The organism is Acidovorax sp. AC410 (assembly GCF_979253235.1).
Genome location: NZ_CEEDCG010000001.1, coordinates 3127815 through 3151288 on the forward strand (window position 1 = coordinate 3127815; position 23474 = coordinate 3151288).

The window sequence follows — 23474 nt, forward strand, 5'->3', positions numbered from 1 at the left end:
GTCAGGCAAGGGGGTTGTTGGCGGCGCCCGGGGGGCGCAGGGGCAGGTACACGGTGAAGACCACGTGCGGCGCTTCGTGCGCGTAGCCGATGCGGCCGCCGTGGCCCTGCACGATCTGGTGTGCGATATACAGGCCCAGGCCCAGGCCGGAACGGTTGCGCACCTTGCCCACGGATGAGGACTTGAACGGGGTGAACAGGTCTGCCGCCACCTCGGGCGCGATGGCCGGCGCCACGTTGCGCACCTGGATGACGGGCCCGGTCGGTGTGCCATGCGCATGCACCTCGACCGGGTGGCCCGCATCCCCATGGTGGCGTGCGTTGCTGATGAGGTTGGCGAACACCTGCGCGATGCGGTCGGGGTCGGCCTCGGCGCGCAGGCTGTCCGGCAGATGCCCCACCAGCTGCATGCCAGGGTGGGCGGTGCGCGCCTCGTCCATCAGGTCGGCCAGCAGCTGCACCAGGTCGATGGTGGCGGGCCTCAGGTCCAGGCCCAGGCGGCTTTGCAGGCGCGACATGTCCATCACCTGGCTCACCAGGCGCTGCATGCGGGTGCTGCTGGACTGGATGCGCTGGCCCAGCCTGCCGGTGTTGCCGTCGGTGCCGTTGTTCTTCTCGAGCACCCGCGCCGCCATGCTGATGGAATGCAGCGGGTCGCGCAGGTCGTGGCCGAGCACGGCCATCAGGTGGGCGCGGGCGTTGTTCAGCTCGGCGTGGCGCGCGCTCTGCGCACGCACCAGCTCGGCGAGCAGCTGGCGGGCGATGTCAAGGTCGTCACCGGCCCATTGTTCGGCGGTGGAGCGCACGGTCTCCTTCCACAGGTCGAACGAGCCGCGCGGCGTCAGGCGCGGGCCCAGCGGGCCGGCGCGCACCTCTTTCTCGGGCTTGCCGCCCCAATGGATGGTCTCGATCTGCTCCTTGCGCAGGAACACCAGCCAACTGCCGCGGTGCATGTCCAGCGGCAGGGCCAGCACGCCACACCAGGGGGACAGCTGCACGCCGACCTCGGGTGCCTCCAGCGGCAGGGCATGGGTCGCGTAGAGCGTGCCGCCGGCGTGTGTTGCATCGAGCCAGTGCAGCAGGGCCTGGGCGGCCGAGTCGCTGATCTCGCCTTCGGTGCACAGCTTGCTGCTTTCGGAAACGATGATGGCCCCTGCGTGCATCGAGGCTGCCAGGGCGGCCGCATGGGTACACAGCGCGGCGAACTCATCGTCGGAGTGCAGCACGCTCTCCATCACGCGCGTGCGCAGCTCGGCCACCTGCTGCTGGCGCTCGGCCTGCTTGCGCGCCAGGGCCGCCTGGATGGTGGCGCCCAGCATCTGTGCCATCACGTCGCAGGCCATGCGCACGCTGTAGGGCACCTGGCGCGGCCCCATGTGGTGGCAGGCCAGCAGGCCCCACAGCCGGTTGTTGATGACGATGGAGATGCTCATGGACGCGCCCACGCCCATGTTGCTCAGGTACTCGATGTGGATCGGCGAGACGCTGCGCAGGATGGCGGCGCTCAAGTCCAGCGGCTTGCTGCCTGCGGCCTGCGCCAGGAGCACCGGTGCGGCCCGCACGTCGGCGATCAGGCGCAAGGTATTGGCCACGTACAGTGCGCGCGCCTGCGCCGGGATGTCGCTGGCGGGGTAGCGCCGGCCCAGGTAGGGGTCCAGGAAGTCCGCACGCGATTCGGCCACTACATCGCCGCTGCTGTCGGGCCGAAAGCGGTAGGCCATCACGCGGTCGAATCCCGTGAGCGCCCGCAGCTCCTGGGTGGCCAGTTGCAGCAGGTCGTCGATGGAGGCACGCGGGCGGCGCAGCTTCTCCATGGCGCGGTGCGCCTGCATGGCAAAGCCGGTGAGTGCGTCGGAGGATGCCTGGCGGGCCTCGAACTCGATCACCAGCAGCTCGTGCGACTGGTGCAGCACCACGTCGAAGCTGCGGCCTGCGGCTTCCAGCTCGGTCGGCATGGGCAGGTCGGCCGCAGCGCCCAGGGCGGCCAGGCCTTCGTCGAGCATTTCTCCCAGCACCGGGTGCTGCGCCACCAGTGTGCTGCCGCGCAGCAGCTCGCCCGGCTGCAGCGCAACCCCGAGCAGCGCCTGGGCATTGCCGCTGGCATGGCACACCAGGCCGCTCGCATCCACGGCCACGAGCACGCCGTGGGACTGGATGGAGCCCGGGATGTGGATGGGCTCACGGTCGCAGTTTTCCAGCGTGGTGGGCTGCACAGGGGCGGTGCCGGAGCTCATGCCGGCGTTCCCTGTGCGGCATCGAAATGCACCTGCAGGCCCTGGAAAGCAGCCAGCGCGCCGTCGCACGCAGCCGCAATGGCCGGGGGCGACGCCACGTGCGCGCGCAGCAGCGCCGTGAATGCCTTCCAGCGCGCCCCGGTGCCGGCGCCATTGCCCTGCAGGGTGCGCAGAGGGTGCGGCGCCAGCCGGGGCGCGAGGCCGCGGTACAGCACCTGTCCGCCGAGCTGCGAGCCTTCGACCACATAGGCCAGGCCCCAGCGCACGGCATCGACCTGCTCCGGGTGGTGCGACAAGGCCTGCTCCAAGCCCAGCGCGGTGGCCGCGCTGGGCTGGGGCCATGGCAGGTTGGCCTGGCCTGGGTGCGCCAGGTCCTCGCGCAGCGCCCCCAGCCGACCCGCAGGCGCGAAGCCAAACCCGGGCTCTTGCGCCTGCAGGCACTGCAGCGCAGGCCAAAGCGCCTGCAGCCAGGCAGACAGTGCCTGGACGTGCTCCAGGTAGTCGGCCAGGCTGGCGTCCATGCGGGCGATGGGCAGGCCGGAGTCGAGCTGCGCATGCCGCGCGGCCGTGGCGTGTCGCAGCGCTTGCAATGCATCGGCAGTGGCGGGCTGGAGTGGCGTGAGGACGGTGTGCAGCAAGGTACGGGTGACCTGTAGAGGGGGGAGGGGGCACCGCACCCCAGGGCACCGTGCTTTCCCATTCTAGAACCGGATTGCCCTGCGCAGACCCCGTGCCCACCGGGGTTTGCACCGGTCTGTGGCGTGCCGCCGTAGGGGCGGGCTGCGCGGCTACGACGCCATGCGGCGTTGTCCTACGCGCGGGCCAGGGCGCCGTCGAGGGCCAGGGCCGAGTACACCCCCTGGAGCTGGCGCGCCAGGCGCAGGGATTCGGGCTGGGCGTTGGCCTGGGGCTGCAGCAGGTTCTGCAGCGTGGCCCACTGGCCGCTTCGGGCCAGGGCGTCGAGGTAGATCTGGTGGAACAGGTCGCGCTGTGCATGGCTGCCGCCCACTGCCACCAGTTGCGGCAGAGCCAGGCCCAGTTGCCATGCCGCTGTGGCCCAGTCCCCGGACGCGTGCGCCAGCAGCCCGTGGGCGGCGGGAACGCAGACCTGCTGCCAGACCTTGCGCTCGTGGGCCTCGGTGCGGCTGGCGGCGTGGGCCTCGATGTGCCGCAGCAGCGTGCGCGCTTCGTCCACACGCCCGGCGCGCGCCAGCCCGTAGAGGTACTGCAGGTCCAGAAAGGGCAGTACCTGGTCCGACAGGCGCAGCGCAAGGTGGTCGGCCACGTCGGCCCAGCGCGCGGCCACGTCCACGCCGGCCAGTTCCAGCCGGGCCAGCAGCGAGACGGCGTTGATCTGGTCCTGCGTGTATTCCTTGACCACGCCCCAAACCTGCTGGTCGTAGAGCGCCAGCACCTCGGCATGGCGCTCCTGCTCCAGCAGGAACAGGGCCTGGTGCCACCAGTTGTGGGTGACCATGAAGGAGTTCAGCCCCGTCCATGTGTCGCTCACGCTGGCCATGAAATCGCTGCCCTCGGCGATGCGGCCCTGGGTCAGCATCACATGCGCCAGCGCATGGTGGGCCCAGGGCTCCTTGCGGCACAGGGCCACCGCATGGCGTGCCGAGGTCTCGGCGCGATCGAGCAAGTGGCACTGCTCCCAGCCGAAGGCCAGCATGCCGTGCAGGTAGGGCACCTCGGCTGCTGCGGGCAGCGCTGCCAGCGCGATGCGCAGCATGCCCGGCGAGTCGCCGCGGTTGAACAGGTGGTACTGCCCCAGCTTGAGTGAGGCCAGGTCGCGCGGGTGCAGCCGGGCCTGCTCCTCGTGCAGCGCGATCGCGCCGGGCAGGTTGCCCGCCGCCCAGGCGGCCACGGCGGCGACGAAACGCTGCTCGCGCTCGCTGGCCTGGCCGGCGGCCGCCTGCGCGCGCGCCAGGTAGGGCTGTGCGTTGCGCGGCGCGTCGGCCGATTCGGCGAACATGTGCAGCGCCGCGCAACAGGCCTGCACGATGGCGCTGTGGTCCTGCTCGGCCGCGAGCACGTTCACCGCGCGCGCTTCGCAGGCGATGAAGCCCTCGACGAAGTCGTTCAGCGCCGCAAGGCTGCTCGGGTCGTGCAGGGTGACGGGGTTGCCCAGGCTGTCGGTGGCGGTGTGCATGGGTGCATTGTGCGGGGCAAGGCCTTACCCCGTCTCGGGGTCACTCATTTCCCGTGGATGAGCGCGAGGTAGGCCGTGCGCGTGGGGGCCGAAACGGATGCCACGAGCTGCTCGTGCGGCGTCTTGTGGCGGGCCAGCATGCGCGCGGTGGCGATGGTTTTGGACTTGCAGAACCAGTGGCAGCTGTGCTGCATGAGCAGCAGCTCGGCCGTCATCACGAAGGCCTTGTCCTTGGGCGTGCGGTGTTCGCTGTTTTCCGCCGCGCCGGCGATGCCGCGTGCGTGGACAGCCAGGGCGCGGCGCATGTCGAAGGTGGCGGCGGGCAGGATGGCCTGCGCGAAGGGAATGGCCAGGGCCAGGCGGCTCACGCGGGACTGGGCCTCGTCCACCTTGGCAAAGTCGGCTGCAAAGCGCGCGAACTGCTCGGCCAGCTGGGATTCGGTGGTCTCCAGCAGCGACCAGATCTGGCCACGCCGCTCGTCGGTGCCCTCGCCCAGGGCGCGCAGGTAGCCTTCGGTCAACGCCTCCATGAGCTTTTCGATCTGGTAGTTGGCCAGATGGCTGCCAAGCAGCGCAATGCGCTTGCGCTGCTCCTTGGCATTGAGCATGTAGATGCCGCTGGCGATCAGGATCGACAGGATCAGGACGTCCATGGCGGATCAACCCTTGGGCGGCTGCGGCCAGGGGCGCTGTGGCCCGCGGATCAGCTCGAAAGCGCGCGAGACCTGCAGCACGCCGAGGTCGTCGAAGCGCACGCCCGCGATCTGCAGTCCGATGGGCAGGCCGGCCTCGGTGTAGCCGCAGTTGACCGACGCGGCCGGCTGCTCGGACATGTTGAACGGCACGGTGAAGCCGATGTGCTCCAGCGGGCGCAGTGGGTCGTTGGTGGGCGAGGGCAGCTCGGCCTGGAAGGCGACGTTGGGCGCCACCGGCGAGATCACATAGTCGAACGCATTGCAGGCTTTTACGGCGGCCACGCGGGTGAGGTGGAACTGCTGGCTGGCGTTGAACACCGCCGTGCCCGACAGGCCTTCGGCGCTGTCGGCCCAGGCGCGGATGTAGGGCAGCACCTTCTCGCGCCTCACGGCAGGCAGGGCCTGCAGGTCGGTGAAGGAGCGCATGCGCCAGAAGTGGTCCATGCCGTCGAGCATGGCCTGCGTCATGAAGGGCTGCATGGGCACGATGGTGGCACCGGCGGCCTCCATCAGGCGCGCGGCGTTTTCCACGGCAGCGCGCACCTCGGGGTCCACGGGCAGGCCGCAGCCGGCGTCCAGCAGCAGGCCGATGCGCAGGCCGCGCAGGCGCTCGCTGCCCTGGTCGAACTGGTTCCAGGCGATGTCCTGTGCGGGCAGGCCCATGCTGTCGCGGGCATCGGGCTGGCTGAGCACCTGCATCATCAGCGCGGCATCGGCCACGGTGCGGGTCATGGGGCCGGCGGCGCGGCCGGTATAGGGCGGGTCGATGGGGATGCGGCCCAGGCTGGGCTTGAGGCTGAAGATGCCGCACCAGCTGGCCGGCAGGCGCAGCGAGCCGCCGATGTCGGTACCGATGTGCAGCGGGCCATAGCCGGCCGCCGCGGCCGCACCGCCGCCGGCGCTGGAGCCGCCGGGGCCCTTGCTCGTGTCCCAGGGGTTGCGCGCCAGCGGGTGAAAGCTCGACAGTCCCGAGGACAGCATGCCGTAGTCGGGCATGGTGGTCTTGGACACGATGACGGCGCCGGCTTCGCGCATGCGCGCGGCGGGGGGCGCATCGGCTGCGGCGGGCACCAGGTCCACCGCGGCTGTGCCTGCCGGCAGCGGGTCGCCCCGGGTGGCGATGTTTTCCTTGATGGTGGCGGGCACGCCGTCCAGCAGGCCCATGGGCTCGCCGCGCTTCCAGCGGGCCTCGGAGGCACGGGCCTGCTCCAGCGCCAGGTCGGGGCGCAGCAGGTAGGTGGCCTGGATGTGCGGCTCCCAGGCCTCGATGTGCCTGAGCACGGCCTGGGTGACCTCGACGGGGGACAGCGTGCGCTGGCGGTAGGCTGCGGTCAGGGCGTGGGCGGGCAGGTCGTGGAGGTCACTCATGGCAGGAGGCAGGGGCAGGAGAGGGGGAGAAAGGTGGCTGCCCGGCGGCGTGGCAGCGATACAGCGGCAGGGGCACACAGCCTGTGGCTGGCGCCCCTGCCGCACTGGCGGCGGCGGGCCCGCAAGGGCCGCTCAGCCGCCGGGTGGCGGTCAGGCCCAGGACAGGACCGAGATGTCGTTCACGAACACGGGCATGTCTTTCCACAGGCCCTTGAGGTTCTTGTTGGCCACCGTGATCCACTGGTTCGAGTACAGGAAGGCATGCACCGAGTCCTGCGCCAGCAGGCGCTGCGCGTCGCCGAGCAGGCGCGAGCGGTCGGCCGGGCGGGCGGCGTTCTTGATCTGGTTGAAAATTTCGTTGAACTTGGGCGAGTTGTAGCCCCAGTAGTAGTCGGGCTTGGCGAAGTTGCCCAGGTCGAACGGCTCCACGTGCGAGATGATGGTCAGGTCGTAGTTCTTGTTGCCGTAGGTGCCGCTGAGCCACTGCGCCCATTCCACGTTCTGCAGCTTGGCGGTGATGCCGATCTTGGCCAGTTGGGCCGCGATCACCTCGCCGCCCTGGCGCGCATAGGGCGTGGGCGGCAGGGTCACGGTCAGCTCCAGCGGCGTCTTCACGCCGGCCTCGGCCAGCAGCTTCTTGGCCTTTTCCACGTCGTAGGGGTTCACGCCCGTGGTGTCCACGTAGCCGAAGGCGCCGGGCACGTAGTGGCTGCCGATGGGCGCGCCATAGCCGTCGGCGGCGCCTTCGATCACGGCCTTGCGGTCCACGGCAGCGGCAATGGCACGGCGCACGCGCACGTCATCGAGCGGCTTCTTGGCGTTGTTGATGGCCAGGATGGTCTTGGCGCGGGAGCCGCACACCAGCACCTGGAAGCGCGGGTTGGCCTTGAACTGGCTCACGCTGCGTGGCGTGACGCGCTGGAAGGCGTCCACGTCGCCGGCCAGCAGCGCAGCGACCTGGGCGGCCGGGTCGGAGATGAAGCGGAAGGTGGCGCGTTTGATCTTGATGCTGGCCGGGGCGCGAAAGCCGCTCCAGGCAGCGAGTACCACGGAAGAACCCTTGTTCCACGCGCTGAGCTGGTAGGGGCCGGTGCCTACGGGCTTGGTGGCGTTGCCCTCGACGCTCTTGGGCTCGACGATGATGGACGTGGCCTGGCCCAGGATGAACAGCAGGTCGGGGTCGATGTCCTTGTTGAGCACCACCACCGTGTAGTCGTCCACCACCTGCGTGGTGAGGTTGGCGAAGGTGCGCTTGTCCTTGTTGGTGCTCTTCTCGCCGCCGGCGCGGTCGTACGAGAATTTGACGGTGTTGGCGTTGAAGGGCTCGCCGTTCTGGAAGGTGACACCGCGGCGCAGCTTGAAGGTGTAGGTCTTGAGGTCGGGCGAGACTTCCCAGCTCTCGGCCAGCAGCGGCGAGACGCTGCCGTCGGCATTGATCTTGGTGAGCGTCTCGAAGATGTTGTACTGCACGATCTCGGCGATGGCCGAGGCGGCGCCGGCCGTCGGGTCCAGCCCTGGCGGCTCCAGCGTCATGGCCAGCACCACGGCGTCCTTGCGGCTCTGGGCGAGGGCGCCGAACGGGGTGGCGAGGGGCACGGTGGCGATGGCGCCAGTGGCAAGAACGGTACGGCGGTTCAGCATGTTCGGACTCTCCAGACAAAAAACTGACGAAGACCCCGGTGCAATTTGTTACCGGGGAGCACGGAAGCTTTGTACACCATTGGTGGTGCTTATGGTTATGCGGTTTTCGCGGCTGCGGCCGCAGCGGCGCGTCGGGCACGCGCGCGGCCGGGCTGCACCTGGGGCACGGCGCCCACCAGCGAGCGGGTATAGGGGTGCTGCGCATTGCGAAACAGCTCGGCCGGCGAGCCGCGCTCGACGATGCGCCCCTGGTAGAGCACCACCACTTCGTCACACAGGTGGTTGACGACCGCCAGGTCGTGGCTGATGAGCATGTAGGTGATGCCGAACTGCTGCTGCAGGTCCTGCATCAGGTTGAGCACCTGGGCCTGCACCGAGACGTCGAGCGCGCTCACCGGCTCGTCGGCCACGATCAGGCGCGGGCGCGTGATGAGTGCGCGCGCGATGGCGATGCGCTGGCGCTGCCCGCCCGAGAACTCGTGCGGGTACTTGCCCAGGTCGTTGGTGCGCAGGCCCACCTGCGCGAGCACCTGGCCGGCCTGCTCGCGCTGTTCGGCGCGGCTGGTCTCGCCCTGGGCCTGCAGTGGCTCGGTGACGATGCGCTCCACGGTCTGGCGCGGGTCGAGCGAGCCATAGGGGTCCTGGAACACCATCTGGAAGTCGCGCCGTGCCTGGCGCAGCTCGGCCGGCGCCAGCGCGTGCAGATTGCGCCCGAGCAGATGCACCGTGCCGGCGGTGGGCGCGTCGAGCGCCATCACCGTGCGCGCCAGGGTGGACTTGCCCGAGCCCGATTCGCCCACGATGCCCAGGCTGCGGCCCGAGGCGATGGAGAAACTCACCCCATTGACGGCATGCACCTTGCCCGGTGGCTGGAAGAGGTGCTCGCGCGGCAGGGTGTATTCGCGCACCAGGTCCGTGACCTGGAGCAGGGCGGTGTCGGCGCTGGCCGGCGCCTGGGGCTGCTTGCTGCTCATGCGGCCACCTCGACGACTTCGACCGCCTGCTGCGCGCTCAGTGCCTGGGCAATGGCATCGCGGCGCAGGCAGCGCACCTCGTGGTCGCCATCGGCATCGGTGGCCACCAGGGTGGCCGCAGGGCGTTCGTGGTGGCAGGCGTCCACGGTGTAGCTGCAGCGGCCGGCAAAAGGGCAGCCGGCGGGCAGGTCCACCAGCTCGGGCACGGTGCCGGCAATGGTGGACAGGCGCGGGCGCTGGCCAGGTGCATGCACCGCGCCCAGGTGTGGGCGGGCGGCGAACAGGCCGCGCGTGTAGGGGTGGGCCATGGCGGAGAAGACCGAGGCGGTGGAGCCGCTCTCGACCACGCTGCCGCCGTACATGACCATCATGCGGTCCACGTTCTGCGAGATCACCCCGAGGTCGTGCGAAATCAGGATCAGGGCCATGTTGCGCTCGGCCACCAGGTCGCTGATGAGGTCCAGGATCTGCTGCTGGATGGTCACGTCCAGCGCGGTGGTGGGCTCGTCGGCAATCAGCAGGTCGGGCCCGCAGGCCAGGGCCATGGCGATGGTGATGCGCTGGCGCTGCCCGCCCGAGAACTGGTGCGGGTAGGCGTCGAAGCGCTGCGCGGCATTCGGTATGCCCACGCGGTCGAGCAGCGATATCGCTTCCTGACGTGCCTGGGCGGCGCCCATGCTGCGGTGCAGGCGCAGCGGCTCGGCCACCTGGCGGCCGATGCTGTGCACGGGGTTCAGGGCCGTCATGGGCTCCTGGAACACCATGCCGATGCGGTTGCCGCGCATGCGGCACATCTGCGCATCGGTGCGGCCCACAAGTTCTTCACCATCGAAGCGGATGCTGCCGCTGACCTGGGCGCTGTCGGGCAGCAGGCCCATGAGCGACATGGCGGTGATGGACTTGCCGCAGCCCGATTCACCGATCAGGCCCAGGGTTTCGCCGCGCTCCAGGGCAAAGCTCACGCCGCGCACGGCGTCGGCAGGGCCCCGGTGGGTCTGCAGGCGGATCTGCAGGTTGGAGACTTCAAGCAAGGGCATGGCAGAAGGTCGTCTTCATCGTTTGCGAGAGAGGCGCGGGTCCAGCAGGTCGCGCAGGCCGTCGCCCAGCAAATTCAGGCCCAGCACGGCGAAGGCGATGGCCAGGCCCGGCCACACGGCCAGCAGCGGTGCCTGGAACATCAGCGTCTGGGCCTCGCTGAGCATGCGTCCCCATGAGGGCTGGGGCGGCTGCGTGCCCAGACCCAGGTAGGACAGCGCGGCCTCGGCCAGGATGGCGATGGCGAACTGGATCGTGGCCTGCACGATCAGCACCGACAAAATGTTGGGCAGCACATGCTCGATGGTGATGCGCCAGCTGCCCTTGCCACAGGCGCGCGCAGCCAGAATGTATTCGCGCGACCACACGGCATTGGCCGAGGCGCGCGTGACGCGCGCGAAGGTCGGTATGTTGAAGATGCCGATGGCGATGATGGAGTTGACGATGCCCGCACCGAACACCGCCGTCATCATGATCGCCGAGAGGATGGCCGGGAAGGCGAAGGTGAAGTCCGCCAGCCGCATGATGAGCTCTTCCACCCAGCCGCGTTTGGCAGCAGCCAGCAGGCCCAGCGCCGTGCCGATGGACAGACCGATGCCGACCGCGATCACGCCCACCAGGATGGAGTTGCGCGCGCCCACCAGCAGCAGCGATGCCACGTCGCGCCCGAAGGCGTCGGTGCCCAGCCAGTGCGCGAGCGATGGCGGCTGCAGCTTCACGGCCAGGTCCATCTCGTAGGGGGACCAGGGAGTCCAGACCAGGGACAGGGCGGCCGCGACGAGCAGCAGCAGCGACAGTGCGGCGCCGATGACGAAGCTGCGGTGGCGCAGCGCGCGGTGCCACCAGCCAGGCGGTGGTGTGCCGGCGGGGCGGATGGGAGAGGTGGAGGAAGCGGCGCTCATGGTGAATCGGTTCACACGTTCTCAGATATCGCTGGCTTTGACGCGCGGGTCGATCACTGCGTAGAGGATGTCCACCACGAAGTTCACGATGACCACCATGGCCGCCAGCAGCATCACGCAGTTGCGCACCACGATCAGGTCGCGGTTGGAGATGGACTGGAAGATCAGCCGGCCCAGGCCCGGCAGGTAGAACACATTCTCGACCACGATGGTGCCCGCCAGCAGGTTGGCGAACTGCAGGCCCATCACCGTGATCACCGGGATCATGGCATTGCGCAGCACGTGGCCCCAGAGCGCTGCACGCTGCGATAGCCCCTTGGCGCGCGCGGTGCGCACGAAATCCTCGCGCAGAACCTCGAGTACGGCCGAGCGCGTGATGCGCGCCAGAATGGCGGCTTGCACCACGGCCAGTGCGATAGCGGGCAGCAGCAGGGCCTTGAGGGCTTCGAGCGGGCTGCCGCCAGCGTCTTCCGTCCAGCCCGGAAAGCCCCCGGCCGAGAACCACTGCAGCTTGACCGAGAACAGCAGGATCAAGAGGATTGCGAACCAGAAGTTGGGGATGGCGATGCCGATCTGCGCCAGGCCCATCACGCCCACATCGCCCACCTTGTTGTGGCGCGAGGCCGCGTACACGCCTGCGATCAGCGCCAGCACGGTGGTGATCACCATGGCCATCAGCGCCAGCGGTACCGTCAGGGCCAGGCGTTCGAGCACCAGTTCCAGCACCGGCGTGCTGTAGGCGTAGCTGTTGCCCATGTCGCCCACCACCAGGCCGCTGATCCACTCCCAGTAGCGCTGCATGGCCGGCTGGTCCAGCCCCAGCTTGGTGGCCAGGGCGGCCACGGCATCGGGCGAGGCGTCGGGGCCCATGAGCATCTGCGCCGCATTGCCCGGCAGGATCTCCAGCACCAGGAAGACGACGATGGAGGCGCCGATCAGCGTCGCCAGGAGGGTGATGAACCGCTTGAGGAAGAACAGTCCCATGGTGGGGTGTCGTGTGGGTGGTGTTGGTTGTTGTGCGTGGCGCCCTGGGCGGTGAATCCCCTGGCGTCACAATTAATGTGTATACACAGCATAACGGCAAAAACACCCCGCCGGCGGTGTTGTGTTGTGGTGTGGCTCGCAAGGTACATGCCCGGACCTACGATAATGTGCCCCATGAAGCGCGCACTGTCTCCCCTGGTCGTTGTCGCACCCTGCGTGCAAGGGGGCGTGCCATGGCGCTGATGATCACCGACGAGTGCATCAACTGCGACGTTTGCGAGCCCGAGTGCCCCAACGACGCGATCTACCTGGGCGAAGAGATCTACGAGATCGACCCGCGCAAATGCACCGAGTGCGTGGGGCATTTCGACGAGCCCCAGTGCGTGCAGGTCTGCCCTGTGGCCTGCATCCCCGTGAATCCCCAGCATGTGGAGACCCGGGAAACCCTCTGGCAAAAGTTCCAGCGCTTGCAGGCTCCCGCTCAGGGCTGAACCGCAAACCCTCTCAACTCGCCGCGTCCGGCTGCTTGGCGGCAAGCGGCGGGGTTGCTGTTGCCAGCTCGGGTGGGCGGGGCGGCTTGGGGCGCGGCGGCTTGACCGTGTGGATCAGCAGCGTGGCCTTGTCCATCTCGCCGGCCAGCATGGCCGGGTAGGACTTGAGCGAGTGGCTGATGCTGTCCTCGATCAGCGTGCGCTGGTCGGGCGCGGGCTTTTTGAGCACCCAGTTGGCGACTTCCGACTTCACGCCCGGGTGGCCGATGCCGACGCGCAGGCGCCAGTAGTCGGGCGAGCCCAGTTGCGCATGGATGTCGCGCAGCCCGTTGTGCCCCGCATGGCTGCCGCCGCGCTTGAGCTTGACCTGGCCCGGCGGGATGTCGAGTTCGTCGTGCACCACCAGGACCTCTTCGGGAGCGATCTTGAAGAAGCGCGCGAGCGATGCCACGGACTTGCCCGACAGGTTCATGAAGGTCTGCGGCTGCAGCAGCCACACGCTCTGGCCGTGCACGGTGGCACGGGCGGCCAGGCCATGGTAGCTACGCTCGGGAACCAGGTGTACCTTCAGTTCGCGCGCGAGGGCGTCGATCCACCAGAAGCCGGCGTTGTGGCGGGTGGCTTCGTAATCGGGGCCTGGGTTGCCCAGGCCTACAAACAGCTTGATCATGGGGAGATTATCGGTGGCTTGCCGCGTGGGTTTTGTTGACTGTGGTTGCTGCGTGCCGTGGTTGAGGGCGGAGGCCGGGTCTCGGCCCGGCGGCCGAGGTACCTTTCTTTGAGTCGCCAAAGAAAGGTACCCCAACAGAAGGCGACCCCGCTGCCCGTGTCCCCCTCGCACTGCGTACGAGGGGGCAGCCTGCGATGCTCGGTCCTGGGGTGACGCCGAAGAACTCCCTGAGCTGCCTCTGCGAGGCAGCTCCGGTCAAACAGCTTCGGCGAGCCAGACAACGATGCGCGTGTCCTTCGGCACGCGCTCACCCCAGGCCCTGCGCTTCTCGGCACGGTCAGAAGGGGGGTGGGAACGGGCTCCACTCTGGCCATTGCTTCGCTCGGCCCCAACTGCCTCGCTGCGCTTGGCCTGGACAGGGCGGCTGCGCCCCAGCCGTCGGCAGCGCGCAGCGCGACCCGACACCCGGCGCAGCTGCGAAGCAGCAGCCGTCTGTGACCCCGCTCCCCACCCCTGCTGGCTGCGCCGAGAAGCGCAGGGGCTGGGGTGGGTGCGTGTGCCGAAGGACACACACGCTTCGTCGTCTGGCTCGTCGCTGCTGTCTGAGCGGAGTTCGAAGAACGCAGCGAGTTCAGCGACGCCCACCCCAGGCCCGAGCATCGCAGGTTGCCCCCATCGCCCGACAGGGCGATGGGGGACGCAGACTGGGGGCCGCCTTCTCTTTGGTGACTTTCTCTTGGCGGCCAAGAGAAAGTTACTGCGCCGCCGGGCGCACATCCCGGCCTCCAACCTTTACACACGCACGCAGCCACCACAGACAAACAAGCGTCCACAAACTCTTCACACAATACCGCTCGAACAAAACAAAAACGGCCCACCGAAGTGAGCCGTTCTTGTTGCTGGAAGCAGCACCACCAGGTAGGCAGCACTGCTCCGGCCAGGAAAAAGCCAAGAATTACTTCTTGCCCTTGCCCTTGCCCTTGGCGTCCGCAGCAGGAGCGGCTTCCACAGGGGTTTCGACAACCACGACCGGGTTGGTCACGGAGACCAGCACGGGGTTGTTCTGGCCACCGCGGATCACGGCGCTCACGCCCTTGGGCAGCTTGATGTCCTTGAGGTGCAGCGAAGCGCCCTTTTGCAGCTTGGACAGGTCCACAGCGATGAATTCAGGCAGGTCCGAAGGCATGCAGGTCACGTCGAGTTCGTTCACGACGGGGTTCACCAGGCAGTGGTCCACCTTGACGGCGTTGGACTCTTCAGCGCCGCTGAAGTGCAGTGGCACCTTCATGTGCAGCTTCGTCTTGGCATCCACGCGCTGGAAGTCGATGTGCAGCACGAGTTGCTTGTAGGGGTGGTATTGCACGTCACGCAGCAAAACCTTGCTGGTGGCGCCGGCAACTTCCATGTCCAGCACGCTGGAGTGGAAGGCTTCCTTCTTGAGGGCGTGCCACAGTGCGTTGTGGTCGATCTCGATCAGTTGGGGTTCGGCAGCACCGCCGTAGACGATGCCAGGCGTCTTGCCCGAATTGCGCAGACGGCGGCTCGCACCCGTACCTTGCTTGGCGCGCTCAAAAGCGACGAAGTTCATAACTAGCTCCTGAAAAGGACAGACCGCGACCAGTCTTGCCCTGTTTTAAAAAGACCTGCGTTGCCCTGGGGCAGGCAGGCCACATTGCGTTCCCGAACCAACAGACAAGCCTCCCGAAGGAGGCTTGATGTCAACAACAACCGTCTTGCAAGACCGAGGGCCTCTTGCGAGGCCCGGGGCATGTCAGAACAGGTTGTCCTGGTCCGAGAACAGACTCATCACCGACTCGCCCTTGGCAATGCGCTGGATCGTTTCGGCGATCAGCGGGGCCACGGAGAGCTGGCGGATTTTTGCGCATCCCCTGGCGTTGTCGTTCAGGGGAATCGTGTTGGTCACCACCACTTCATCGAGGGCCGAGCCCTTGGCGATGCGTTCGATGGCTGGACCCGAGAAAATGGGGTGTGTGCAGTAGGCGTACACCTTCTTGGCGCCACGTTCCTTGAGCACTTCGGCGGCCTTCACCAGCGTGCCGGCGGTGTCGATCATGTCATCCATGATCACGCAGTTGCGGCCTTCGATCTCGCCGATCACGTGCATGACTTCGGACACGTTGGCCTTGGGGCGGCGCTTGTCGATGATGGCCAGGTCGCAGTTGAGCTGCTTGGCCAGCGCACGGGCGCGCACCACGCCACCGACATCGGGCGAAACGACGATCAGGTCTTCGTAGTTCTTCTGGCGCAGGTCACCCAGCAGCACGGGCGATGCGTAGATGTTGTCGACAGGGATGTCGAAGAAGCCCTGGATCTGGTCGGCGTGCAGGTCCATGGTCAGCACGCGGGCCACGCCCACGGCCTGCAGCATGTTGGCCACCACCTTGGCGGTGATGGGCACGCGCGACGAGCGGGGGCGGCGGTCCTGGCGGGCGTAGCCGAAGTAGGGGATCACGGCGCTGATGCGCTCTGCCGATGCACGCTTGAGCGCATCGACCATGATCAGCAATTCCATCAGGTTTTCGTTGGTCGGGGCGCAGGTGGACTGCACCACGAACACATCGCGCGCACGGACGTTCTGCTTGATCTCGACGGTCACTTCACCGTCGGAGAACCGGCCCACATCGGCGGCGCCGAGGGTGGTCCCGAGGTGTTGGGCAATTTCAGCTGCCATGCCAGGATTGGCATTGCCGGTGAATACCATGAAGTCGGGTTGATTGCCTTGCATGAGCGTCCCAGCGGTCTGAAAAAAAAGCCCGTACTACGCGAGTAGATATTTGGCAGGGGAAGAAGGATTCGAACCTTCGCATGCCGGAATCAAAATCCGGTGCCTTAACCAGCTTGGCGACTCCCCTACACGGGTCAACTGCCGAAAGCAGCTAACCGAAATTCTCGTCTGATGCCCACCCTGCCAGAGGATGAACCATCAAATTGTCACATGCCCTGACCTGCCAGTCGCCGGGGGCGCCTTCCAGATCCGCTGCATGTGGCATTTGTGCAAACACAGCACTTCCTGAGCCTGTCATCCTGGGTCGCATCCCGCGCTGCGAAAGCCACGAAAGGGCTTGCGTAACATCGGGGCACAGCGCCTCGGCAACTGGCTGCAGATCGTTTCGACCGAAGTCAAAGTGTGTTGCAGCAAAGCCTAAGATTGTAGCACAGCCAGAATCGCGTTTCAAACTCGGCGAAGAAAAAATTGCTTTTGTCTCCAACCCTGCTGCGGGCTTGACGACCGCGAAGCGTGCTTGCGGAAGTTGCTGTGCATTCTCAAGCGGCGTGATTGTCTCACCAATTCCTTCGACAAAAGCGTTCGTGCCGCATAAAAAAAATGGAACGTCCGCGCCGAGGGCCAAGCCGATCTTCTGCAGCGCCTGGCGCGACAGGTTCAGGCCCCACAGCCGGTTCAGCGCCAGCAGCGTGCTGGCCGCGTCCGACGAGCCGCCGCCCATGCCGGCCTGCGCGGGGATGCGCTTGGTGATGCCGATGTGCGCGCCCTCGGTGCAGCCCGTGGCCGCCTGCAGGGCGTGCGCGGCGCGCAGCACCAGGTCCATCTCGGGCAGGGCCGGGCCCAGGTCTTCGCGGCTCAGGGCGCCGCCCGGCCGGCGTTCGAAGTGCAGGGTGTCGCACCAGTCTATGAGCATGAACACCGACTGCAGCAGGTGGTAGCCATCGGCACGCCGGCCCGTGATGTGCAGAAAAAGATTGAGCTTGGCCGGGGCGGCTATGTCGTACAGCGCTTGCATGGAAAGAAAGGGGGAGGGCGGGGCGCCGCTCAGCGGCTGAACGCGATGCGCAGCGTGGCTTCGGGGGTGGGGTCGTGGCGGCGCGCGACCAAGCGGCCGTCGGCACTGCCCGAGAGGTCGGCCTGCCAGCCGGCGGCGGTGGCCTGGTTGCCATTGAGCCATTCGAAGATGGCGGCCACCGGGATGGCGGTGCCGGTGGCCTGGCGCAGCAGTTCATCGAGCGAGGTGGATTCGCGCGTCTCCTGCCCGGTGGTGAGCTGGGCGCGCCCGTCTTCCCATCGCAGTTGCGCCAGGGTATTGCCCAGGGGGCTGGTCAGCACCAGTTCGCCCTTGCCGGGGTTGCCCTGCAGGTCGAACAGCGCGGAGAACGATTGCGCTGCCTGGCCCTCCACCTGCAGTGACAGGCGGCCCGACCAGGATGCGGAGCCGGATTCGGCAGCGCGGGGCGGCTGGGCGCAGCCCGTGAGCCACAGCGTGCAGGCCAGGGCCAGCCATGCCAGCCACCGGCGCAGCGGCAGGCCATCGCCCGGCCTGCCGGCGGCGCTGCCAGTGCTGCTGCGCATCAGGGCTTGGCCCCCAGGCGCTTCAAGGTGTCCTTGAGGCTGTCGTTCTCGGGGTTCAGGCGCAGGCCTTCGCGCCAGATGCCCAGGGCCTTGTCGCGCTCGCCCATGCTCCAGACCACCTCACCCAGGTGGGCGGCGATCTCGGCGTCGGGCCGGGCCTTGAAGGCCGTCTCGAGCAGGTCGCGCGCCTTGGCCTTGTTGCCCATGCGGAACTCTACCCAGCCCAGGCTGTCGGTGATGAAGGGGTCACCCGGGGCCAGCTCCAGGGCCTTGGCGATCAGCTGGCGGGCCTCGGGCAGGCGTTGGCCGCGCTCGGCCAGCGAGTAGCCCAGCGCGTTGTAGGCGTGGTGGTAGTCGGGCTGGCGCGCGATGATCTGGCGCAGCAGCTTTTCCATGGTGTCGAAGCGGCCGACCTTCTCGGCCAGCATGGCCTGGTCGTAGAGCAGCTCTCCGTCCTCGGGGGCCAGGGCCACGAGCTCGGTCTGCACCTCGTAGGCTTCCTTGAAGAGGCGCTGGTCGCGCAGCAATTGCACTTCGGCCAGCAGCTTCATGCGCTTGTCGTCTTCGGTCACGCCGGGCAGGGCACGCAGCAGCGCGCGCGCCTGGGCGATCTTGCCTTGCTTGGCGAGCAGCGAGGCGCGGCGGCTCTGGGCGCTGAACAGCTCGCTCGAATTCTCGATGCGGGCGAGCCAGCCTTCGGCCGCGGCGAAATCCCCACGCTTTTCGGCTATCTGCGCGTACAGCAGGTAGGCCTGGTTCAGGCTGCGCTGGCGCGCTTCGCGGTTGATGTCCGGGCCCTCGATGAGCGTCAGAAAGCGCTTGAGCGAGGTTTCGGACAGGTCCAGGCGGTTGTCCTGCAGTTGCAGCGTGGCCAGGATCAGCCAGGGCTCTGGCAGGTCCGGCTTGGCGCGGGTCACGGCTTCGAGCTGGGTCTTGGCTTCGGCATACTTCTGCTGGCCCAGCAGCACGCGCGAGTAGGCCATCTGCATCTCGGGCGTGGCCTGGGGCTGGCTGGCGAAATAGCGGGTCACCAGCGCCTCCCCTTCGGGCACGCCCTCTTCCTGCAGCTCCATGCCCAACCGGGCGGGGCCTTCGCTGGCCGGGTCCAGATCCTGGGCGGCGCGGGCGCTGGCGAGCGCGCCGGTCTTGTCGCCAGCGGCCAGGCGCACGCGCCCGATGGCAATGTGCGCAGCGGCCGCGTTGGCGGGCTTGGCCAGTTCGTCGGCCAGGGCCTGCTCGACCACCTTGGCGGCCAGTGGCTTGTCGCTGGCGCGGGCAAACATCTGGGGCACGATGCCCAGGATGGTGGGCTTGGCCTGAACCGGGGCCTGGGCCAGTTCCTGGCGCAGCAACTCCGGCGTTTCGCCAATGCGGTTCAGTGCGATGAGGATCTGCAGCACATAGCGGTTGGCTTCACGCGAGTCTGGCTGGGCGTCGCGCCAGGCCTTGGCAGCTGCCAGCGCATGGTCGCCCGCCCGCGCCTGCAGGGCCATGTCGGCGGCCCGCTGGTAGAGCTGGGGGTTGTTGGTGCGCCGCGCCGCCTCCAGCATCAGGGCGTAGCCCGTGCCGGCCTCGCCGGTGCGGGCGTTGATCTCGCCCATGAGGATTTCATAGAACAGCTCTGCATCCAGGGCAGGGTTGCTCGAAGGGGCGTCGTCGGATGGCGGCGCGGTCGCCGGGGCTGCTGCTCCACTGGGTGGCTGCTGCGCATAGCCCACGCTGGCGATGGCTGCAAGAGCAACTGTCAACACGGCAGACCGAAAGTAGTTTGAAGGCACCATCGACCCATAATAATCCATGCATGACTACCTGTTCGTGAGGGCTTTGGATGCCTGAGTTGCCCGAAGTGGAAGTAACACGGCGCAGTTTTGCGCAGGCCATCGCCGGCGCCCGGGTCACGGGCGTGCGGCTGGGCAAGCCGCTGCGCTGGCCGCTGGGGGCCGATGGCGATGCCCTGGTGGGGCGGCGGGTGCTGGGCGTGCGCCGCCGCGGCAAGTATTTGCTGGTGGACCTGGACGAGGGCATCCTGCTGGTGCATCTGGGCATGTCCGGCAGCCTGCGCTTCGCTCACGGGCTGCCGTCGCCGGGCCCGCACGACCATTTCGACCTGGTCACCACCCAGGGCACCCTGCGTCTGCATGACCCGCGCCGCTTCGGCGCGGTGGTGCATGCGGCGGGCGAGGCCGACGCTGTGGCGCACAAGCTGCTCGGTGGCCTGGGCATGGAGCCCCTGTCCGATGATTTCACGCTGGACGCCTTCAGCCGGGGCATCAAGGCCAGCCGCGCGCCCATCAAGCAGATGCTGCTGGCGGGCAAGGTGGTGGTGGGCGTCGGTAACATCTATGCGTCGGAGGTACTGTTTCTGTCGGGTATTCGCCCGCAGACCCCCTCGGCGCGCATCGGCCCCGCCAGAATGGGGCGTCTGCATGCCGCCATACGCCAGGTGCTGGAGCGCGCCGTGGAGCTGGGGGGCAGCACGCTCAAGGACTTCTCCAACGCCGACGGCGCCTATGGCAGCTACCAGGCCCACGCCAATGTGTACGGGCGCGAGGGCGCGCCCTGCAAGGTCTGCGGCACCCCCATCCGGGCCCTGCGCCAGGGCCAGCGCAGCAGCTTTTTCTGCCCGCTCTGCCAGCGCGCCTGAGGGGCCGCCGGAGGGCGGCTTGCCCGGCCGAGTGTGGTGTATGCGGCCCATCGTGACGGGTAAGCACCATCCACAGCTATGGCTGGCGCGCAGTCGATGCTATATTTTGTTCAGTTCAGAACAGAAACAGTCGTTATCGAACGCCGGGAGCAAAGTGGGACCTTCATTCAACGAGCAGTTTGACCAGCATGGCGCGTGGAGACGTGCGTTCGCTCAGCAGCTCAAGCAGCTGGCCGAGTGGATGTCTTCGCACGAGCTGATGGACGCATCCGTGCAGGAGCGCCTGCAGCGCCTGGAAAGCCAGGTCCGCACCGACAAGGTGATGGTCGCGTTCGTTGCCGAGTTCTCGCGCGGCAAGTCCGAGCTGATCAACGCCATCTTCTTTGCCGACTATGGCCGGCGCATCATGCCCGCCAGCGCCGGGCGCACCACCATGTGCCCGACCGAGTTGGGCTACGACGCCGAGTTCGCCCCCAGCCTGCGCCTGTTGCCCATCGAGACGCGCCTGCAGATGCACGGCCTGGCCGAATGGCGCCTGAGGCCCGAGCGCTGGCAGGAGATCCCGCTGGACGTGAACGACCCGGACCAGATCGCCAAGGCCCTCGAAAAGGTGGCCGAAGTGCGCCGCGTGAGCCTGGACAACGCCCGCGCGCTGGGTTTCTGGCACGACGACCTGGTGGACGAGAACCCGATTCCCGACGCCAATGGCCTGGTCGAGGTGCCCATGTGGCGCCACGCCATCATCAACATCCCTCACCCCCTGCTCAAGCAGGGGCTGGTGATCCTGGACACCCCGGGCCTGAACGCCGTGGGCGCCGAGCCCGAGCTCACGGTGAACCTGATTCCCCAGGCCCATGCCGTGGTGTTCATCCTGAGCGCCGATACCGGGGTGACCCGCTCGGATCTGTCCATCTGGCGCGAACACCTGGCCACCTCGGCCGAGAGCCTGGACGGCCGGCTGGTCGTGCTCAACAAGATCGACACCCTGTGGGATTCACTCAACTCCGCCGAGCAGATCCAGGCGCAGATGGTGCGCCAGGTCAACACGGCGGCCGAGATGCTGGGTGTATCCCCCGACAAGGTGGTGCCCGTGTCCGCCCAGAAGGGCCTGGTGGCCAAGATTTCGGCCGATGACCTGCTGCTGGAGACCAGCGGCCTGCCCGTGCTCGAGGAAGCGCTGGCCAAGGGCATCATGGGCCAGCGCCAGGCCATCCTGCGCGCGGCCGTGGCCACGGGCGTCGCGGGCCTGCGCGCCGAGACTGGGCGGGTCATCAACATCCGCCGGCGCGACCTGGACGACCAGATGGCCGAGCTGCGCAGCCTGCGCGGCAAGAACGCCTCGGTCATCGAGTCCATGCGCCAGCGCATCGAGCAGGAGCAGCACGAGTTCGATCTCTCCGCCTCCAAGATCCAGGCCGTGCGTGCGGTGCATCTGAAGCTCCTGCGCGATGTGTTCCAGCAACTGGGCTCCAAGGCGCTCAAGGTGGAGCTGGCCGAGCTGGCGCAGCTGTTGCAGCAAAAGGGCCTCAAGCTCGGGGTGAAGAAGATCTACGTGCAGACCTTCGACAAGCTGCGTGGCACGCTGGACAAGGCCCAGGCCTCGGGCACCGAGATCCAGGCCATGCTGGGCGGTACCTTCCGCCAGCTCAATGCCGAGTTCGGCTTTTCGCTGCAGGTGCCACCGCCCCCGCAACTGGAACATTTTTCGCACGACCTGTCGCAGATCGAGCAGAGCCACCTGCAGTACCTGGGCCTGGGCAACTCGCTCAAGCTGGCCCAACCCGAGTTTTCCGAGCGCCTGGTGCGCGCACTGGCCATGCGCCTGCGCACGGTGTACGAATCCGCCGCCAACGACCTGGAGCTGTGGAGCAAGTCCGCCACGGCGCAGCTCGACGCGCAGTTGCGCGAGCGGCGCCGCAGCTTTGCCCGCCGCATGGAGGCGGTGGACCGCATCCAGCAGGCCGCCAGCGGGCTGGTCGAGCGCATCGCCGAAATCGAGCAGGGCGAGGGTGAGCTGATCCAGCTGGAGCACCGCCTGCAGGAGCTGACCGCCCAACTGATCGCGCCGCCGGCGACCGAGCAGGCCGCGCCCGAAGAGTCCGCCGTGGACCTGGCACTGCCGCTTTCATGAGCGTTGCGGCAGGGGAGGTCGCCCGGCGCGTGGTGCGCTGGCAGGCGACGGCCGGGCGCAACCACCTGCCCTGGCAGAACACGCGCGACCCGTACCGGGTCTGGCTGTCCGAGATCATGCTGCAGCAGACCCAGGTGAGCACGGTGTTGGGCTACTACGCGCGCTTCCTGGAGAAATTTCCCGACGTACAGGCCCTGGCCGCAGCCCCGCAGGACGAGGTCATGGGCCTGTGGAGCGGCCTCGGTTACTACAGCCGGGCACGCAACCTGCACGCCTGCGCCCAGGCCGTGGTGGCCCTGCACGGCGGCGCCTTCCCGCGCACGGCCGAGGTGCTGGCCACCCTGCCAGGCATTGGCCGCTCCACGGCCGGTGCCATCGCCTCCTTCTGCTTTGCCGAGCGCACGCCCATCCTCGATGCCAACGTGCGCCGCGTGCTCACGCGGGTACTGGGCTTCGATGCCGACCTGGCCGTGGCGAAGAACGAGCGCCTGCTCTGGGACCAGGCCGAGGCGCTGCTGCCCGTGGACGACCTCGCCAACGCCATGCCGCGCTACACCCAGGGCCTGATGGACCTGGGCGCCTCGCTGTGCAGCCCGCGCGCCCCCGACTGTCCGCCGTGCCCGCTGGTGGACCTCTGCGTGGCCGGCCAGGCCGGCGATGCCGAGCGCTACCCGGTACGCACGCGCAAGCTCAAGCGCCGGGCCGAATCCTGGTGGCTGCTGGTGATGCGCGATGGCGAGGGCCGCGTGTGGCTGGAGCGCCGGCCCGACTCGGGCATCTGGGCCGGTTTGTTCTGCCTGCCGGTGTTTGCCGACGAGGCGCACCTGCACGAGCACCTGGCCCACCTGCCCGAGCCGGTGGCCCCGGGGCAGACCGAGGCGCTGAGCGCTTTCCTGCACGTGTTGACCCACCGCGACCTGCACCTGCACCCCGTGGTGCTCACGGCGCCCGTGGCGCGCGATGCGGCCGGGGAAGGCGGCTGGTTCGGCGCCAGCGAGTGGGAGGCGATGGGACTGCCTGCGCCCATCCGCAAGCTGTTGGGCAATCTGTTCGGCGGCCTGTTGTAAGGCGTCCGCTCAGAGGCTGGGAATTTTTTGGCCGTGTCCGAATGGCGCGTCAAAACGCACTGGATCTAGGCGCAAAGCACAGCCATAGCTCGGGCTATGGCGAGCATTTGCAACGACGAGCCGGGGTGTTTTGGCGTGCAAGGCGGGCATGGATGAAAGA

Annotated in this window: 20 protein-coding genes and 1 tRNA gene; 4 read left to right on the top strand and 17 right to left on the bottom strand. The window is 67.9% G+C overall.

From position 1 onward, the window contains the following. Window position 1: 1 nt before the first annotated feature. From AC0IZS_RS14575 to AC0IZS_RS14620, 10 genes are all read right to left on the bottom strand, one after another. Window positions 2–2233 carry an ATP-binding protein gene (locus AC0IZS_RS14575; protein WP_471636256.1) on the bottom strand — a complete coding sequence of 744 codons (2232 nt, stop codon included), beginning with the start codon at window positions 2231–2233 and terminating at the stop codon, window positions 2–4. Further along, window positions 2230–2871: a biliverdin-producing heme oxygenase gene (locus AC0IZS_RS14580; protein WP_471636257.1), complete on the bottom strand. Its 642-nt coding sequence runs from the start codon at window positions 2869–2871 to the stop codon at window positions 2230–2232. Before AC0IZS_RS14580 ends, AC0IZS_RS14575 begins: the two co-directional genes overlap by 4 nt. A gap of 173 nt (window positions 2872–3044) precedes the next feature. Continuing rightward, the gene (locus AC0IZS_RS14585) at window positions 3045–4388 is read right to left on the bottom strand and encodes a tetratricopeptide repeat protein (RefSeq protein ID WP_471636258.1); all 1344 of its coding nucleotides are present in this window, start codon (window positions 4386–4388) and stop codon (window positions 3045–3047) included. Window positions 4389–4432: 44 nt separating this feature from the next. Further along, the gene (locus AC0IZS_RS14590) at window positions 4433–5041 is read right to left on the bottom strand and encodes a hypothetical protein (RefSeq protein WP_471636259.1); all 609 of its coding nucleotides are present in this window, start codon (window positions 5039–5041) and stop codon (window positions 4433–4435) included. A gap of 6 nt (window positions 5042–5047) precedes the next feature. Beyond that, window positions 5048–6451: an amidase gene (locus AC0IZS_RS14595; protein ID WP_471636260.1), complete on the bottom strand. Its 1404-nt coding sequence runs from the start codon at window positions 6449–6451 to the stop codon at window positions 5048–5050. A gap of 150 nt (window positions 6452–6601) precedes the next feature. Further along, a complete protein-coding gene (locus AC0IZS_RS14600) occupies window positions 6602–8092 on the bottom strand; it encodes an ABC transporter substrate-binding protein (protein WP_471636261.1) in 1491 nt (496 codons plus the stop codon). Window positions 8093–8187: 95 nt separating this feature from the next. Then, a complete protein-coding gene (locus AC0IZS_RS14605; RefSeq protein ID WP_471636262.1) occupies window positions 8188–9066 on the bottom strand; it encodes an ATP-binding cassette domain-containing protein in 879 nt (292 codons plus the stop codon). Next, window positions 9063–10103 carry an ABC transporter ATP-binding protein gene (locus tag AC0IZS_RS14610; protein ID WP_471636263.1) on the bottom strand — a complete coding sequence of 347 codons (1041 nt, stop codon included), beginning with the start codon at window positions 10101–10103 and terminating at the stop codon, window positions 9063–9065. The genes AC0IZS_RS14605 and AC0IZS_RS14610 overlap by 4 nt, the downstream gene beginning before the upstream one ends. A 15-nt stretch (window positions 10104–10118) precedes the next feature. Next, the gene (locus tag AC0IZS_RS14615; protein WP_471636264.1) at window positions 10119–11003 is read right to left on the bottom strand and encodes an ABC transporter permease; all 885 of its coding nucleotides are present in this window, start codon (window positions 11001–11003) and stop codon (window positions 10119–10121) included. A gap of 21 nt (window positions 11004–11024) precedes the next feature. Continuing rightward, on the bottom strand, window positions 11025–11987 hold the full coding sequence (locus AC0IZS_RS14620) for an ABC transporter permease (RefSeq protein WP_322595174.1): 963 nt from the start codon (window positions 11985–11987) through the stop codon (window positions 11025–11027). A gap of 233 nt (window positions 11988–12220) precedes the next feature. Between AC0IZS_RS14620 and AC0IZS_RS14625 the strand changes: the two genes are divergently transcribed. Beyond that, a complete protein-coding gene (locus tag AC0IZS_RS14625) occupies window positions 12221–12478 on the top strand; it encodes a YfhL family 4Fe-4S dicluster ferredoxin (RefSeq protein ID WP_471636265.1) in 258 nt (85 codons plus the stop codon). 13 nt (window positions 12479–12491) lie between these two features. Here AC0IZS_RS14625 and pth read toward each other — a convergent pair whose 3' ends face one another. The 7 genes from pth to AC0IZS_RS14660 form a co-directional block, all read right to left on the bottom strand. Continuing rightward, window positions 12492–13148: an aminoacyl-tRNA hydrolase gene (gene pth / locus AC0IZS_RS14630; protein ID WP_471636266.1), complete on the bottom strand. Its 657-nt coding sequence runs from the start codon at window positions 13146–13148 to the stop codon at window positions 12492–12494. A gap of 955 nt (window positions 13149–14103) precedes the next feature. Next, on the bottom strand, window positions 14104–14736 hold the full coding sequence (locus tag AC0IZS_RS14635) for a 50S ribosomal protein L25/general stress protein Ctc (protein WP_471636267.1): 633 nt from the start codon (window positions 14734–14736) through the stop codon (window positions 14104–14106). Window positions 14737–14919: 183 nt separating this feature from the next. Beyond that, window positions 14920–15894 (bottom strand): ribose-phosphate pyrophosphokinase, encoded by a 975-nt coding sequence (locus tag AC0IZS_RS14640; protein ID WP_471636268.1) that lies wholly within the window; start codon window positions 15892–15894, stop codon window positions 14920–14922. 50 nt (window positions 15895–15944) lie between these two features. Next, window positions 15945–16021 (bottom strand) — tRNA-Gln (locus AC0IZS_RS14645). A gap of 24 nt (window positions 16022–16045) precedes the next feature. After that, window positions 16046–16909 (bottom strand): 4-(cytidine 5'-diphospho)-2-C-methyl-D-erythritol kinase, encoded by an 864-nt coding sequence (ispE, locus tag AC0IZS_RS14650; protein WP_471636269.1) that lies wholly within the window; start codon window positions 16907–16909, stop codon window positions 16046–16048. A 29-nt stretch (window positions 16910–16938) separates the two neighbouring features. Beyond that, window positions 16939–17472, bottom strand: a complete 534-nt coding sequence (locus AC0IZS_RS14655) for a lipoprotein insertase outer membrane protein LolB (protein ID WP_471636270.1) — start codon at window positions 17470–17472, stop codon at window positions 16939–16941. Continuing rightward, on the bottom strand, window positions 17472–19271 hold the full coding sequence (locus AC0IZS_RS14660; protein WP_471636271.1) for a tetratricopeptide repeat protein: 1800 nt from the start codon (window positions 19269–19271) through the stop codon (window positions 17472–17474). Before AC0IZS_RS14660 ends, AC0IZS_RS14655 begins: the two co-directional genes overlap by 1 nt. Before the next feature lie 29 nt (window positions 19272–19300). On the opposite strand from AC0IZS_RS14660, the gene mutM reads away from it, so the two are divergent. From mutM to mutY, 3 genes are all read left to right on the top strand, one after another. Further along, window positions 19301–20116: a bifunctional DNA-formamidopyrimidine glycosylase/DNA-(apurinic or apyrimidinic site) lyase gene (mutM, locus tag AC0IZS_RS14665; RefSeq protein WP_471636272.1), complete on the top strand. Its 816-nt coding sequence runs from the start codon at window positions 19301–19303 to the stop codon at window positions 20114–20116. Between the two features lie 154 nt (window positions 20117–20270). After that, the gene (locus AC0IZS_RS14670) at window positions 20271–22247 is read left to right on the top strand and encodes a dynamin family protein (protein ID WP_471636273.1); all 1977 of its coding nucleotides are present in this window, start codon (window positions 20271–20273) and stop codon (window positions 22245–22247) included. Beyond that, window positions 22244–23314, top strand: coding sequence for an A/G-specific adenine glycosylase (mutY, locus tag AC0IZS_RS14675; protein ID WP_471636274.1), 1071 nt, complete (start codon window positions 22244–22246; stop codon window positions 23312–23314). Before AC0IZS_RS14670 ends, mutY begins: the two co-directional genes overlap by 4 nt. Window positions 23315–23474: the final 160 nt, after the last annotated feature.